Source organism: Streptomyces sp. NPDC056347, from assembly GCF_042262625.1.
Classification (GTDB): Bacteria; Actinomycetota; Actinomycetes; order Streptomycetales; family Streptomycetaceae; genus Streptomyces.
In genome coordinates, this window is sequence record NZ_JBHJQP010000188.1 from 1 (window position 1) to 15,383 (window position 15,383).

Genomic DNA, 15,383 nt, shown 5'->3' on the forward strand with positions numbered 1-15,383 from the left:
GCCGTGTCCCGGTGGCCCGGGGCCGCCGGGACACGGCGGGAAGAGCGGATGCCTCCGTACGGAAGTACGGGACCCGTACGGATTCGCGGGCGACACGCCGTAACGTAGCTTGACGTGACCACCCTCGGAACCCGGGGCCTGCGCCTGCGCCACTGGCTGCGCGGCCACCCCCTCGCGCTGGACGCCGCGCTGGCCCTGGCCGTGCTGGTCGCCATGGTCGTCGGGGCGTTCGTGCACGCACGCGCACGCCAGGGGCTCGAATTCGGCACCGAACCGCCCGCGCCGGTCAGCCTGCTGCTGATGGTGGCCGGGGCCGTGGCGCTCATCTGGCGGCGCCGCAACCCCCTGGTGGTGCTCGCCGTCACCGCCGCGCTGACCGTCGTCGAGCTGGTGAGTTTCGACCCGCCCGCGCCCGTCGTCATGAGCACCGTCATCGCGCTGTACACCGTCGCCGCCCGCACCGACCGGCCCACCACCTGGCGGGTCGGCGTACTGACGATGGCCGTGCCGACCGCCGCGGCGATGCTTTTCGGCCCGCCCCCCTGGTACAGCCAGGAGAACTTCGGGATCTTCGCCTGGACCGGGCTGGCCGGAGCCGCCGGGGACGCCGTCCGCTCCCGGCGCGCCTTCATCGGCGCCATCCAGGAGCGCGCCGAACGCGCCGAGCGCACCCGCGACGAGGAGGCCCGGCGGCGGGTCGCCGAGGAACGGCTGCGGATCGCCCGCGACCTCCACGACGTCGTCGCCCACCACATCGCCCTGGTCAACGTGCAGGCCGGGGTCGCCGCCCACGTCATGGACCGCCGCCCCGACCAGGCCAAGGAGGCGCTGGCCCACGTCCGCGAGGCCAGCCGCTCCGCGCTCGACGAACTGCGGGCCACGGTCGGACTGCTGCGCCAGTCCGGCGACCCGAAGGCGCCGACCGAACCCGCCCCCGGGCTCGCCGTGCTCGACGCGCTGGTCGACACCGTCCGCCGGGCCGGGCTCCCCGTGGAGGTGGCCTGCACCGACCGCCGGCCCCCGCTCCCCGCCGCCGTCGACCTCGCCGCGTACCGGGTCATCCAGGAGGCGCTGACCAACGTACGCAAACACGCGGGCCCCGGCGCCAGGGCCGAGGTGAGCGTCGTACGGGTCGGATTCACGGCCGAGATAACGGTCCTCGACAACGGGACCGGCAACGGAACAGGCAAGGGCGCCGAGAACTCCGGCGGCGGCCACGGCCTGCTCGGCATGCGTGAACGGGTCACCGCGCTCGGCGGCACCCTGACCGCCGGACCCCGCTACGGAGGCGGCTTCCGGGTCCATGCCATCCTGCCCGTCGAGGCCCGCACCGCGGAGTCCGGGCAGCCGGACGCGGCGGGCCGGACGGGGGAGACCGTATGACACCGCCCAGCGACACGGCGCCGCCCATCAAGGTGCTGCTCGCCGACGACCAGGCCCTGCTGCGCAGCGCGTTCCGGGTGCTGGTCGACTCGGAGCCCGACATGGAGGTGGTCGGGGAGGCCGCGGACGGCGCCCAGGCCGTGGAGCTGGCCCGCTCGGCACGCGCCGACGTGGTGCTGATGGACATCCGGATGCCCGGCACGGACGGCCTCGCCGCCACCCGCCTGATCAGCGCCGATCCGGAACTGGCCGACGTACGGGTCGTCATGCTCACCACGTTCGAGGTCGACGAGTACGTGGTCCAGTCGCTGCGGGCCGGGGCCTCCGGCTTCCTCGGCAAGGGAGCGGAACCCGAGGAACTGCTCAACGCCATCCGGATCGCCGCGGGCGGCGAGGCGCTGCTCTCCCCGGCCGCGACCAAGGGGCTGATCGCCACCTTCCTCGCGCAGGGCGGCAGTTCGGACGGCGAGGGCCCGAGCACCGCGGAGTACTCCGAGCGGCTCGCCGCCCTCACCGGCCGCGAACGCGAAGTGCTCGTCCAGGTGGCCGGCGGTCACTCCAACGACGAGATAGCCGAACGGCTGGCGGTCAGCCCGCTCACCGTCAAGACCCATGTGAACCGGGCGATGGCGAAACTGGGCGCCAGGGACCGGGCCCAATTGGTGGTAATCGCCTACGAATCCGGCCTGGTGCGCCCAAGGGTGGAGTGACGGACCGCCCCAGGGTGGGGGAGAGGTGGAGAGACGGCGTACTCCACCTGCGGTATGCGCGGCGTAAGAAAGCGACCTGGGGCCGACGTCCGCACCCCGATCGGCAGGAGATCGTATAAGTGGGCCGGTTCTGCCCTTCGAGCAGCCGCCCACCTGCCGCGTAAGCCACAGAAGAGAGACCTCACCCATGTCCTGGCTGTCCAGATTCAGCCTCGCGCAACGGGCCCTGATCGGACTGATCTCGATCGTCGCGCTCGTGTTCGGCGCGATCGCGATACCTCAGCTCAAGCAGCAGCTGCTGCCCACCATCGAGCTTCCGATGGTGTCGATCATCGCCCCCTATCAGGGAGCGTCCCCCGATGTGGTCGAGAAGCAGGTCGTCGAACCGCTGGAGAACTCGCTCAAGGCGGTCGACGGCGTCACCGGCATCACCTCGACCGCCAGCGAGGGCAGCGCCGTCATCATGGCGACCTTCGACTTCGGCTCGGCGGGCACCAAGCAGCTCGTCGCCGACATCCAGCAGGCGGTGAACCGCTCCCGCTCGCAGCTTCCGCAGGACGTCGACCCGCAGGTCATCGCCGGTTCGACGGACGACATCCCGGCCGTCGTCCTCGCGGTCACCTCCGACAAGGACCAGCAGGCCCTCGCCGACCAGCTGGACCGCACCGTCGTCCCCGCCCTGGAGGACATCAGCGGCGTCGGCCAGGTGACTGTCGACGGCGTCCAGGACCTCCAGGTCTCCGTCACCCCCGACGACAAGAAGCTCGCCGCCGCCGGGCTGAACGCGATGACGCTCGCCCAGGCGCTCCAGGCGGGCGGCGCGACCGTCCCCGCCGGTTCCTTCGCCGAGTCGGGCAAGAGCCGCACCGTCCAGGTCGGCTCCGCCTTCACCTCGCTGAAGCAGATCAAGGACCTGCGGGTCGTCGCCAAGGACCCGGCCACCGGCAAGTCCGGCAAGCCGGTCCGTCTCGGTGACGTCGCCACGGTGAAGCAGGAGGAGGCCGGCGCGGTCTCCATCACCCGTACCAACGGCCGCCCGAGCCTCGCCGTGATGGCCACGATGGACAAGGACGGCAGCGCCGTCGCCATCTCCGACGCGGTCAAGGACAAGCTGCCCGAGCTGCGCAAGAGCCTCGGCGCCGGTGCCGAGCTCACCGTCGTCACCGACCAGGGCCCCGCCGTCTCCAAGGCCATCTCCGGCCTGACCACCGAGGGCGCGCTCGGCCTGCTCTTCGCGGTCGTCGTGATCCTGGTCTTCCTCGCGTCGCTGCGCTCGACCCTGGTCACCGCGGTCTCCATCCCGCTCTCCGTGGTCCTCGCGCTGATCGTGCTCTGGACCCGCGACCTCTCGCTCAACATGCTCACGCTGGGCGCGCTGACCATCGCGATCGGCCGCGTCGTCGACGACTCGATCGTGGTCCTGGAGAACATCAAGCGCCACCTCGGCTACGGCGAGGAGCGCCAGTCCGCGATCATCACCGCGGTGAAGGAAGTGGCCGGAGCGGTCACCTCCTCGACCCTCACCACCGTCGCCGTCTTCCTGCCGATCGGCCTCGTCGGCGGCATGGTCGGCGAACTGTTCGGCTCGTTCTCGCTGACCGTCACGGCGGCCCTGCTGGCCTCCCTGCTGGTCTCGCTGACCGTGGTCCCGGTCCTCTCGTTCTGGTTCCTGCGCGCCCCGAAGGGCACCGTCGAGGACCCGGACGAGGCCCGCCGCCAGGCGGAGGAGAAGGAGGCCCGCAGCCGGCTCCAGCGGCTGTACGTCCCGGTCCTGCGCTTCGCGACCCGGCGCCGGATCACCAGCATCGTCATCGCCTTCGTGGTGCTCTTCGGCACCTTCGGCATGGCCCCGCTGCTGAAGACCAACTTCTTCGACCAGGGCGAGCAGGAAGTCCTCTCCATCAAGCAGAAGCTGACCCCGGGCACCAGCCTGGCGGCGGCCGACGAGGCGGCGAAGAAGGTCGAGAAGGTCCTCGCCGACGACAAGGGCGTCAAGGACTACCAGGTCACCGTCGGCTCGTCCGGCTTCATGGCGGCCTTCGGCGGCGGCACCGGCGCCAACCAGGCCTCGTACCAGATCACCCTGAAGGACTCGGGCGAGTTCGAGGCCACCCAGGACCGCATCGAGAAGTCCCTCGCCCGGCTCGACGGCATCGGTGACACCACCATCTCCGCGGGCGACGGCTTCGGCAGCCAGGACCTCAGCGTCGTCGTGAAGGCGGCCGACGCGGACGTCCTGAAGAAGGCGTCGGAGGCGGTACGCAAGGAGGTCGCCGGGATCAAGGACGTCACCGACGTCCAGAGCGACCTCGCCCAGAGCGTCCCGCGCATCTCGGTCACGGCCACGCCCAGGACCGCCGAAGCCGGTCTCGACCAGAACGCCCTCGGCGCGGCCGTCGCCGGAGCCGTACGCGGCACCCCGGCCGGCAAGGCCGTCATGGACGACACCGAGCGCGACATCGTCATCAGGTCCGCCCACCCCGCCACCACCATGGCCGAGCTGAAGAAGCTCCCGCTCGGCCCGGTCGAGCTGGGCCAGGTCGCCGACGTCGAACTCGTCCCCGGCCCGGTCTCGATGACCCGGATCGACGGCCAGCGCGCCGCCACCATCACCGCCCGCCCCACCAGCGACAACACCGGCGCGGTCAGCATGGACCTCCAGAAGAGGATCGACGCGCTGAAGCTCCCGGACGGCGCCACCGTCACCATCGGCGGTGTCTCCGAGGACCAGAACGACGCCTTCCTGAAGCTCGGCCTGGCCATGCTGGCGGCGATCGCGATCGTCTTCATGCTGCTCGTGGCGACCTTCAAGTCGCTGATCCAGCCGCTGATCCTGCTGGTCTCCATCCCGTTCGCCGCCACCGGCGCGATCGGCCTGCTGGTCATCACCGGCACTCCGATGGGCATCCCGGCGATGATCGGCATGCTGATGCTGATCGGCATCGTGGTGACCAATGCGATCGTGCTGATCGACCTGATCAACCAGTACCGCGCCCAGGGCATGGGCGTCGTCGAAGCCGTCGTCGAGGGCGGCCGTCACCGCCTCCGCCCGATCCTGATGACCGCGCTCGCTACGGTCTTCGCGCTGCTCCCGATGGCCCTCGGGGTCACCGGCGAGGGCGGCTTCATTTCGCAGCCGCTCGCGGTGGTCGTGATCGGCGGTCTGATCACGTCGACGCTGCTGACCCTGCTCCTGGTCCCGACGCTCTACGCGATGGTCGAACTCCGCAAGGAACGCCGCGCGAAGAAGAAGGCGGCCAAGCGGGCGAAGAAGGCGGGCGGGCCCGCCGCCCCGGCCGAGGAGATCCGCGAAGCGGAGCCCTCGGGCGTGTAACGGCCCCCTGAGAAAGCCGAACGGCCTGTCCCACGCGCAAGCGGGGACAGGCCGTTCGTGCTGCGCGGCGCGCTACCGCTTGAGCGAGGCGACGAAGTCGTCCCAGGCGGGGGCGGCGATGAGGAGTGCGGGGCCGGTGGGGTTCTTGCTGTCGCGTACGGGGACGATGCCGGGGAAGTCGTCGGCGACCTCGACGCAGTTCCCCCCGTTGGTGTTGCTGTGGCTGCTGGCGCGCCAGCGGGCGCGGCTCAGCTCGGGGGTGTGTCGCATGATGAGTAGCCCTCCATCACAGTCCGGATCATGAGCGCCGACTCGGGCAGCGAGAGCGCGTTGGCCCGCAGCACTTCGTACTGGCGCCGCCACTTCTTCACCGCGCCCGGCCCTTCGTAGAGATGACCGGCCTTGATGCCCTCTTCGTAGGCCACTTGCGCACCGTCGGGGAGGGTCAGCAGAGTCAGCGAGCCGCCCATGAACGAGTGGAACCCCGCGCTGAACGGCATCACTTGAATACTACTGTCCGGGGTGTTCACCTGGGCGAGCAGAGAAGCCAGCTGCTCGCGCATGGCGGCGGGGCTGCCCATCCGCCGCCGCAGCGCCGCCTCGTCGATGATGGCCCATCGGAACGGAGGCGCGTCCGAACGCTGCCTCTCCTGTCGGGCCATCCGCGCCATGACCCGCTGCTCCACCTGTTCCTCGGTCAAGTCGCGTTGGCAGCGCAGGTTTTCGCGTGCGTACGCTTCCGTCTGGAGCAGTCCCGGCAGGGCCTGCGGCTCGTACTGCTCTATGACCTCGGCCTTGGACTCGAAGTCCATGTAACGCCGGTACTGGTCCGGGTGGATCTCCTTCTTGGCCAGCTCGTACAGCCCGTGGAAGTGAGCGTCCGTGCCGAACGCCGCGTCGAGCCGGTCGGGGATGTCCGGCGGGGGCATCAGCTCCGCCGTCTCGATCCGGGCGAGGGCGCTCTTGCTGGAGTTCAGGATGTCCGCCAGCTGTACGAGCGAGAGCCCGGCGAGCTCGCGGTGGCGGCGCTGTTCGGAGCCGAAGTAGTGGCGGGCGGAGAGGTACGGGTTCAGGGGCTGGGGTTTGAATGCCATGTGCGCCTTTCCTGTATCCCGATCCCAACACCGGGACGTGGCGATCCTGTTGGTGCGGTGCGCCGTAGCGCGACGATTGGTGCACACACGGTAACCGTCGTGTGCCGCGGGGCACCAGGGTGTCCCTCGATCGGAGGCAGGGGCGACATGATGTGCGATGCGGAGGGGCGGCCCATGCGGTTGCTGCCATGGGTCGGCGAGGGCGGGGTCCCGTGCTACCTGAGTACCGACGACCCGGACAGCAGGTTGTCGCGGCTGGCCGACGACGTGGAGGCGAGCCTGCTGGAATCCGCCGCGTACGTACTCGACGAGGCGCGGGCCCTGCTGGCCGAATCCGTGGTGGGTGAGCGGGAGTTGAGGTTCGCCGGGGTACGCCTGGCGGAGTCGCTGCGGGACACCCTCAGGATCGCGAACAGCCGGGGCGAGCGGCTGGAGGACCGGTGGCTGGAGGAGCAGCGGCCCTGAGGATGTCCCGTCGTCGGCGGGCGGGCGGTCACGCGGGGGCGGGCAGGTCCATGCGCGCGAGTGCGGCCGGGTCGACCACGGCGGTCATCCCGTTGATGCGGCCGTCGGTGACGACGAAGGCGAGCACGGACAGCGGGGTGCCGTCCGGGTTCCAGGCGATGATGCCGGGGAGGCCGTCGACGGTCGCCGCCCGTCCGAGCGCCGAGGCGGCGGCCACCCGGGCGCGGCCCGCGACCTCGGTGGCCCCGATCGTGACGAACCGCCCCTCGGCGGTGTGGACGGTGAACTCCACCTCCGGGTGGAGGACTTCCAGCAGCCGCTCGAACCGGCCCTCGCGGGCCGCGGCCATGAACGCCCCGACCACCTCGCGCTGCTGCTGCCGTTCACCCTCCGACCGCCGGGCGGTCCGTACCTTCCGGCGGGCGCGACTGGTGAGCATCTTGGTCGCGTCGGCGGACTTGCCGAGAATGGTGCCGATCTCCCCGTGGGGCACGGCGAACACGTCGTGCAGCACGAACGCCAGCCGCTCGTCGGGGCGCAGCGAGTCCAGGACCGTCAGCAGCGCGAGTCCCACCGAGTCGCCCAGCGCGACGAGCTCCTCCGGGCCCGGACCGTCGTCGAGCGTCACGGTGACCTCGGGCGGGCCGTCGTCGAAGGAGAGCGCCGGGCGCGTGCCGCGCGAGCGCAGGAGGTCCAGGCTGATGCGGCCGACCACGGTGGTCAGCCAGCCGCCGAGGTTGTCGATGGTGCCGGCGTCCTGGCGGGAGAGCCGCAGCCAGGCCTCCTGGACCGCGTCGTCCGCGTCGGCGTGCGAGCCGAGCACACGGTGGGCGACGGCGGTGAGCCGGTCGCGATGCGCCTCGAAGGCCTCGGCGACCGGGTCGGCGGGCTGGGTGCCGGACATGTTGTTACCTCCCTGGGAGCTGCTCCGTCATAGGGGTGACGGGCACCGGGCCCGCGACGTAACCCCGACCGAGGAGATCACCTGCCATGCAGAACCGTCTGAAGAACAAGAACATCAGCAACCCCGACCTGTGGAAGGGCGTCGGGCACCTGCAGAAGGCGATCGCCGCCGGGGGCGTCGACCCGAAGCTGCTCTCGCTGATCCACCTGCGCGTCAGCCAGATCAACAGCTGCTCGGCCTGCGTCTACGCGAGTGTCGCCGGAGGCAGGAAGGCCGGTGACACCGACGAGCGGCTGCACAACGTGGCGGCATGGCGCGAGGCGCCGTTCTACACGGACGCGGAGCGCGCGGCACTGGCCCTCGCCGAGGCCGCCACCCGGCTCCAGGACGGTGCGGAGGGGGTCACCGACGCGATCTGGGAGGAGGTCAACGCCCACTTCACCGAGGAGGAGATCGGCGCGATCAACCTGGAGATCGCGATGACCAACTTCTTCAACCGGATCAACCGCACCATCAAGGAACCGGCCGGCCGGACCTGGGGCTGAGCCGGGCACGGCCGGTACCGCGACGGTCACTCCGTCGCGGTACCGGCGAGGACCTGGATGATCCGGACCCAGAGCGCCGCGTGCCGGTGGGCGTGCGTCGCGCTGAGCGTGGCGACCTCCGCGACCAGGCGGTTACGGGTGTCCGGCGAGGCGTCCACGAGGAGCGGGGCGAGCTCGCCGGGGTCGACGCCGTCGGCCGCGTCCGCGAGTATCCGGGCAGCCTGGGCATGGGTGAGCGAGCAGAGCGTGTCGGAGAAGACCTCTCCCTCGATGGCCGAGGCGGCGTCGAGCGCCTCGGCGTCCCCGGCGGTGAGCGCGCGTTGCACGTACTCCTGGAGGTGGGCACGGTCCTGGACGAGCCGGTGGGCGGCAGCGATGTCCTCGGTGCGGGCTGCGTGGAGAAGTGCCGCGTGGACCGGTGGGAGGTCGACCGGGACGTCGGTGCCCAACAGCTCAGGGCGATCCTGGAGGAACTGCGCCGACTGCTCCCAGTCGACGCACTCGACCCACGCGGCGAGCTGTTCCCCGAGGACCAACGGGGCGTAGGCCGCCGGGGCGCCATTGGCGATGATCTCCGCGCGGAGCGCTTCGTGCTGTGCTGCGGTGTCGGGGGAGACGAGCCCGAACTCGGCGAGGGCGGTCGTGGCCTCGGCGCTGCTCAGGGTGTCGCTGTGCGCCAGCCAGTGGTCACGTGAATCCGACCAGGTGGGCGTGGCCAGCCAGGCGTTGACGGTGTCCAGCGTGTCAGGGGAGAGACACAGCCAGGCAGGGGCGGGTTCGCCGGTCTGGGCTTGCCAGGCAGTAGCCAGCGCGTCGCGGTTCTCCGCTGACTCGCGCGCGTGTGCGCGGAGGGCGTGCCGGGCGCGCAGAGCGACGTAGTCGGAGCTGCCGGTGGGCGGGGCGCTGAGCAGCACTACGAGGCCCTTGACGCCTGCCGCAGTCGACTGCGCCGGGCTCCGGAGCAGAAATCTGTCGCGCTCGTAGGTGAGGAGACGAACGGTGGACGGGTGCCCGTCGGCCATGGCCTCGATGGTTGTGTCGTACGCCTGGAGTGCGGCTTGATGGTCTCCGGTGGTGGCGAGGTGGTTGGCGAGGTTGTTGAGGGAGGTGGCGAGGTTGGGGTTGAAGGTGGCGGGGTGTTGTTGGGCGAGTTCGCGGTAGAGGTTGACGGCTTCGTGTGCGGGGGTGAGTGCGCCTTGGCGGTCTCCGGTGTCGGCGAGGTGGTTGGCGAGGTTGTTGAGGGACATGGCGAGGTCAGGCAGGTACCCCGGCGCCCGGGTTTCGTTGAGTTCTGTGTAGAGGCTCAGGGCCCCGCGGGACCAGCTCAGTGCGGCCTCGCGCTCCCCTGACCGGGACAGTGCGGCCGAGAAGTCGTGCATGGCCTCCGCCAGATACGGCAGCGCCACTTCCTCGTCCCAGTCAGCGAGCCCGCGCAGCATCTCGATCCCCGCGGCCCCGACCCGCACCGCATGGCTCACGAGCTTGCGCCTCGCATAGGGGTCGACGGACGACCAGTCCCCCACCCGCGCCTGCTGCCGCACCAGCCCCACCAGTGTCCGTAGCACCGCCGTGCCGGCATCCTTGCCGTCCGGTCCTTCCCGGCGCATCAGGTGGGACACGAACTCCCTGTGGTACAGCCGGTACACCGCCTGGCCGTTCTCGGAGTCCTCCACGACGTAGCGGCCGTACTCCGCCAGCACCCAGTCCACGTCGCTCTCGTCGTAGACGGTGTCCCCGCCGCCCAGCGCACCGGCCACCGCCTCCCACACCCCGCCCGCGGGCATGCCCCGGCCCGCCGTCCAGGCGAGCGCGGTCAGCAAGTCCTTTGCCGCGGAGGGAATTTCGGTTCCGTCCGGTCGCTTGCGTACGGCTCCGGACCGCAGGTCGTCCTCGAACGCCGCCTCGATGGATTCGGGCAGGTCGCGCGGCCCGCCCCGGTCGCCGGAGCCGAGCCTCGCGAGGATCGAGCTGGTCACCAGGCGGGCGAAGAGGAAGCCGCCGCCGATGTCCGTGGCCCGTGCGGCGATGGCCGTGGCGGTCTCCTCGGCCCGGCCGTCCGGCATGCCCGCCGCGATGCAGCGGCGGAGCACGTACTCGTGGATGTTCTCCCGCGTGTGCGGCTCCCGTTCGAGATCGGCCGTGGTGACCTGCGCGCCGATCAGCCGGGCCAGCGCCGCCGGAAGCGTCTCGTTCTCGTCGATCCGCCCTCGGAACGGGCGGTCGCGTGAGCCGAGGAGGACCGGGACGGACCGGCTGATCGGGAAGACCAGCTCCTCGATGACACTCTGGATGTGATCGACGGGGACTTCGTCCAGGCCGTCGAGGACCAGTGTCGGCCCGGGCGACAGCTCGCGCAGCTCGGCGCGGAAGTCGTCCGCGTTCCGGGGCGTGGGGAGCCCCAGCTGCCGGGCCAGTTCTTCGGCCACCTGTACGGGGCCCAGCCCGCGCAGGTGCACGGTCGCGACGGCGGCGCGGTCGGCCCGTACGCCGGGGTCGGGGTCGCCGTCGCGGAGGGCCCCGTGGGCGACGGCCTCCGCGCGCTGCACCGGGTCCGTGAGGGTGGCGATCCGGCCCAGCACGGCGGACTTTCCGCACCCCGCCGGGCCCGTGACCAGGAAGAGGCCGGGGCCGCCCGTCCCCATCCAGTCCACGATCCGGCCCAGCACCGCCTTCCGGCCGGTGAAGAACCACCCCTCCTCGCGGTGGCCGACCCCGCGCGCCGCCAGCACCAGATGCTCGACCAGCTTGGCGGGGGCGCCGGGGGAGTGGAGCGGGTTCGGGAAGACGGACTGACCGGTACCGGCGGTCGCGGGGACCGGTGTCTGCCCCTCGCCCCGCCACCGGCTGTTCAGTGCGTCCAGCAGATCCGTACCCCTGACCAGCGCGTTGTGCGGGCTCCACGCGGAGCGGTACTCGTGGCTCAGTGGCCCCGACTCCAGCACCTCCGTCAGGGCTTCGAGCAGGGGGCCGCTGCCGTCGGAGGTCTCGTTGCTCTGGCAACTGGCCATGATCCCGAGCCACTTGGAGTGTCCCGGAGGTGGCGACTCCGCCTCCCAGCGCCGGAGCACCTTTTCCACGCTCACCGCCACGGCGCCGCCCGCGTGACAGGTGTCCACGACCAAGAGGATCTGGTCGGCGCCCGACGCCGTGGCGTCGTTGACCAGCCGCTCGACCGGAACCCCGTCGTTCCGCAGGCGCCGCTGCCGCATCCCCGGGTCGTCGCCCAGCACCAGATCCGAGAGGACGAGCCGCAACTCCTCATCGGCCAGTTCACCGTGGCCCGACCAGACGAGCAGGGCCGGTCCCGGCGCCCCCGTCGCCAGCCAGCCCTCGCACCACGCGTCGCTCTCCGTGTGGAACGCGGCCCGCGACGGATTCCCGCCGCCCACCTTCCGGGTCTCGTACCCCAGCCCCGCCAGCAGCCCGACGATCCGGTCCATCTGGGCCATCGCCCCCGGCAGCCGGGGGAATCGCCCGTCCTCGTACTCCTCGCACACCACGCACAGCGCCGTGCCCACCGGCTTCGGCCCGGGATCTCCCGTCTCACGCGTCACCGTCGGCACCCCGCTCCAGGACCAGTACCAGCGCCGTCATCACCACATTGGCCGAATCCCGCAGGCAGATCCGCACCCGATGCGCGCCCGAGGCAAGCCCGGCCAGGCGGGCGGTGTACTCTCCCGCGCCCCGGTTGGTCATCCGGCGCACCGGTCCGCCCTCCACCGCCGCGAACAGGGCGACCCGGTCGTACCCCGCCGTCCCCGCCGGAACGGTGGCCCGGATCTCGTAGGCGTCGCCCTCCGTCAGCAGCTCCGGGGCGTCCACGGCGAGCGGCACCTCCCCGTCGTCGGCGCCCCGGTGCACGGGCGGCTCCGGGGTCAGCCAGCCGTACAGGGCCTGGCGGACCGCCCGGTTGTTCTGGAGCGAGCCGTGCTTCTCCCACGGGGTGTACGCGGCCCGGCCCGCGCCCACGTAAGCGCTGGACAGCCGGGGCACCCGCCCGTCGCCGCCCTCGTCGACCCCCTCGATGGCCAGCGCCTCGCGCAGGGTGCCGCCGTGGATCTCCGCCGTCGTCGGGGTCGGCTGGAGCACCCCGGCGACCGGCACGTACTCCACTCCGTACGCCGCACCCGCCCCCGACGCCCGCAGCCCGGCGTGGAACAGCTCCGCGTCCCGCAGCAGCGCCGCGTCCACCCCCGGCAGCCCGGTGACCTCGCGGGCGTACCGCAGCGGCGTACCGGAGGCCGTGGCCAGACAGGCGTAGTCAGGGGTGAGCTGATGCAGGGAGGGCAGGCTGCGGGCGAACGCGGTGAGGTCGAGACCCACCGGGCCGATCCCGCGCCGCAAGCCGTTGACCAGGTACAACAGCGCGTCCAGCGAGCCCCGGTACGGCGTCCCGAGCGTGATCACGCGCCGGGTGACCTCCGCGCCCCCGCACCGTTCGACGTACTGCCGGGTGACCAGGCCGCCCATGGAGTGGCAGAGGAAGACCGCCTTCGCGTCCCGCCGGTCGGCCCGGGAGGCCCGCCAGCGGCCCAGCTCCTCGTCGACCCGCTCGGCGAGCCGGTCCGCGTTGTAGCGGCAGGAGAGCCGCCAGTCGTACGCGAAGGCGACCAGGTTGACCGGGGTGCCGTCCTCGTCGTCCGGCAGTCGGCGCCGGAGGGTGAAGTGGCGCTCGAGCCAGTCCAGCAGGCCGCTGTACCCGTCGACCGGCATGTACACCCCGGGCAGGGCGTGCAGGTCGGGGGTCAGGCCGATGGGGCGTACGCCGTCACCGGGATGAGCGTCGCCCAGGTCGGGGCCGAGCTCCAGCCCCTTGACGGACCTGCCGAAGGTCCCGATGCCCCGCAGCAGGGCCTTGCCGGAGAGCCCCCAGACCTCGTGCCCGTCCCCGTCCGCCAGGCGGCTGCCCAGGATGCCCGGCACGACGACCACCAGATCGTCCACCCTGCTGCGCTGTGTCATGCGGTTCCCGCCCCCGTCGCCGTGCCGATCTCGGACACAGAAGCGTAGGTAGAGGGAGGGGGCGCCGGTGTGCGGACGGACAAAATCGGCCCGTTCGCCCACCGGCGCCGTTGACGGCTACGGCAGCGCCAGCATCCGCTCCAGCGCGAGCTTGGCGTACTTCTCCGTCTCGGGGTCGACCTCGATGCGGTTGACGAGGTTGCCCTCCGCCAGCGACTCCAGCGCCCACACCAGGTGCGGCAGGTCGATCCGGTTCATCGTCGAGCAGAAGCAGACCGTCCGGTCGAGGAAGACGATCTCCTTGTCCTCGGCGGCGAAACGATTCGCCAGTCGGCGGACCAGGTTCAGTTCGGTGCCGATCGCCCACTTCGAGCCGGCCGGGGCCGCCTCCAGGGCCTTGATGATGTACTCCGTCGAGCCGACGTAGTCCGCCGCCGCCACGACCTCGTGCTTGCACTCGGGGTGCACCAGGACGTTCACGCCCGGTATCCGCTCGCGCACGTCGTTGACCGACTCCACCGAGAAACGGCCGTGCACCGAGCAGTGCCCGCGCCACAGGATCATCTTCGCGCCGCGCAGCTCCTCGGCGCTCAGGCCGCCGTTCGGCTTGTGCGGGTTGTAGACGACGCAGTCCTCCAGCGACATGCCCATGTCGCGGACGGCGGTGTTCCGGCCCAGGTGCTGGTCGGGCAGGAAGAGGACCTTCTCCCCCTGCTCGAAGGCCCACTCCAGCGCCCGCTTGGCGTTGGAGGAGGTGCAGATCGTGCCGCCGTGCCGCCCGGTGAAGGACTTGATGTCGGCGGAGGAGTTCATGTACGCGACCGGCACGACCTGCTCGGCGATCCCGGCCTCGGCCAGCACGTCCCAGCACTCGGCGACCTGCTCGGCGGTGGCCATGTCGGCCATGGAGCAGCCCGCCGCCAGGTCCGGCAGCACGACCTTCTGGGCGTCGGTGGTCAGGATGTCCGCCGACTCCGCCATGAAGTGCACGCCGCAGAAGACGATGTACTCGGCCTCCGGCCGCGCAGCCGCGTCCCGGGCGAGCTTGAAGGAGTCGCCGGTGACGTCGGCGAACTGGATGACCTCGTCGCGCTGGTAGTGGTGGCCCAGGACGAAGACCTTGTTCCCGAGCTTCTCCTTGGCCGCGCGGGCGCGCTCCACCAGGTCCGGGTCGGAGGGGGAGGGCAGGTCGCCGGGGCACTCGACGCCGCGCTCGCTCCTCGGGTCGGCCTCGCGGCCGAGCAGGAGCAGGGCGAGGGGCGTCGGCTGGACGTCGAGATCCTGGACGGGGTGGGCCGTGGTCACGTCACGCACCCTTTCTTCTCTGCTGAAAGCTGCTGGGTCTGCCGGGTCTGCTGGCGGCTTCCGTGAAGGAGCGAAGCCCAGAACCCTTTTCGTCTAATTGACGCTATCTATCATATCCGTTTCACGTCACTTTGACGATGTCCATAGCGTCGATGTGACGCATCCCCCCGGCGGACCGGTGTGCGAGCATGAATGGAGCAGGCAAGCGCTCGGCCCGGAATGAATCCGCGGTGCCGACGGTTGCAACGTCGGCAAGCAGTCTCCGTACAACCCGGGAGAGAAGCAGATGTCCGTATCGGACGAGACCACCACCGTGAGCGACGGCATCCTCCTGTCCGACGCCGCCGCAGCCAAGGTCAAGGGCCTGCTGGAGCAGGAAGGCCGCGACGACCTGGCGCTGCGCGTCGCCGTCCAGCCCGGCGGTTGCTCCGGCCTGCGTTACCAGCTCTTCTTCGACGAGCGCTCGCTCGACGGTGACGTGGTGAAGGACTTCGACGGCGTCAAGGTCGTCACCGACCGGATGAGCGCCCCCTACCTGGGCGGCGCCTCCATCGACTTCGTCGACACCATCGAGAAGCAGGGCTTCACGATCGACAACCCCAACGCCACCGGCTCCTGCGCCTGCGGCGACTCCTTCAGCTAAGCCCCCGGCCGGCTGAAGAGGCAACGACGACGGCGGCG

At 71.2% G+C, this 15,383-nt stretch carries 12 protein-coding genes; 6 read left to right on the top strand and 6 right to left on the bottom strand.

The genetic code is table 11. The features are described from left to right. Positions 1-114: 114 nt before the first annotated feature. From ACFCV8_RS30775 to ACFCV8_RS30785, 3 genes are all read left to right on the top strand, one after another. The gene (locus tag ACFCV8_RS30775; protein WP_376688768.1) at positions 115-1,383 is read left to right on the top strand and encodes a sensor histidine kinase; all 1,269 of its coding nucleotides are present in this window, start codon (positions 115-117) and stop codon (positions 1,381-1,383) included. Next, positions 1,380-2,093 carry a response regulator gene (locus tag ACFCV8_RS30780; protein WP_376688769.1) on the top strand — a complete coding sequence of 238 codons (714 nt, stop codon included), beginning with the start codon at positions 1,380-1,382 and terminating at the stop codon, positions 2,091-2,093. The genes ACFCV8_RS30775 and ACFCV8_RS30780 overlap by 4 nt, the downstream gene beginning before the upstream one ends. A 187-nt stretch (positions 2,094-2,280) precedes the next feature. Beyond that, positions 2,281-5,427, top strand: coding sequence for an efflux RND transporter permease subunit (locus ACFCV8_RS30785; protein WP_376688770.1), 3,147 nt, complete (start codon positions 2,281-2,283; stop codon positions 5,425-5,427). Between the two features lie 72 nt (positions 5,428-5,499). On the opposite strand, the gene ACFCV8_RS30790 is transcribed toward ACFCV8_RS30785, so the two are convergent. Beyond that, a complete protein-coding gene (locus ACFCV8_RS30790; protein ID WP_376688771.1) occupies positions 5,500-5,697 on the bottom strand; it encodes a DUF397 domain-containing protein in 198 nt (65 codons plus the stop codon). Further along, entirely contained in the window at positions 5,676-6,521 is an 846-nt protein-coding gene (locus tag ACFCV8_RS30795) for a helix-turn-helix domain-containing protein (RefSeq protein ID WP_376688772.1), read from the bottom strand. The genes ACFCV8_RS30790 and ACFCV8_RS30795 overlap by 22 nt, the downstream gene beginning before the upstream one ends. Before the next feature lie 174 nt (positions 6,522-6,695). Between ACFCV8_RS30795 and ACFCV8_RS30800 the strand changes: the two genes are divergently transcribed. Continuing rightward, positions 6,696-6,986: a hypothetical protein gene (locus ACFCV8_RS30800; protein WP_376688773.1), complete on the top strand. Its 291-nt coding sequence runs from the start codon at positions 6,696-6,698 to the stop codon at positions 6,984-6,986. A 28-nt stretch (positions 6,987-7,014) separates the two neighbouring features. On the opposite strand, the gene ACFCV8_RS30805 is transcribed toward ACFCV8_RS30800, so the two are convergent. Beyond that, positions 7,015-7,890 carry a sigma-70 family RNA polymerase sigma factor gene (locus ACFCV8_RS30805; RefSeq protein ID WP_376688774.1) on the bottom strand — a complete coding sequence of 292 codons (876 nt, stop codon included), beginning with the start codon at positions 7,888-7,890 and terminating at the stop codon, positions 7,015-7,017. 86 nt (positions 7,891-7,976) lie between these two features. On the opposite strand from ACFCV8_RS30805, the gene ACFCV8_RS30810 reads away from it, so the two are divergent. Next, positions 7,977-8,435, top strand: a complete 459-nt coding sequence (locus ACFCV8_RS30810; RefSeq protein ID WP_376688775.1) for a carboxymuconolactone decarboxylase family protein — start codon at positions 7,977-7,979, stop codon at positions 8,433-8,435. Between the two features lie 26 nt (positions 8,436-8,461). Here the strand turns inward: ACFCV8_RS30810 and ACFCV8_RS30815 are convergent, their stop codons facing one another. The 3 genes from ACFCV8_RS30815 to nadA form a co-directional block, all read right to left on the bottom strand. Then, on the bottom strand, positions 8,462-11,989 hold the full coding sequence (locus ACFCV8_RS30815) for a tetratricopeptide repeat protein (RefSeq protein ID WP_376688776.1): 3,528 nt from the start codon (positions 11,987-11,989) through the stop codon (positions 8,462-8,464). Beyond that, positions 11,979-13,397 (bottom strand): esterase/lipase family protein, encoded by a 1,419-nt coding sequence (locus tag ACFCV8_RS30820; protein ID WP_376688777.1) that lies wholly within the window; start codon positions 13,395-13,397, stop codon positions 11,979-11,981. Before ACFCV8_RS30820 ends, ACFCV8_RS30815 begins: the two co-directional genes overlap by 11 nt. A 117-nt stretch (positions 13,398-13,514) precedes the next feature. After that, a complete protein-coding gene (nadA, locus tag ACFCV8_RS30825) occupies positions 13,515-14,711 on the bottom strand; it encodes a quinolinate synthase NadA (RefSeq protein WP_376688778.1) in 1,197 nt (398 codons plus the stop codon). A gap of 277 nt (positions 14,712-14,988) precedes the next feature. On the opposite strand from nadA, the gene ACFCV8_RS30830 reads away from it, so the two are divergent. Next, positions 14,989-15,345 (top strand): iron-sulfur cluster assembly accessory protein, encoded by a 357-nt coding sequence (locus tag ACFCV8_RS30830; RefSeq protein WP_030933606.1) that lies wholly within the window; start codon positions 14,989-14,991, stop codon positions 15,343-15,345. The last annotated feature ends 38 nt before the right edge of the window (positions 15,346-15,383 follow it).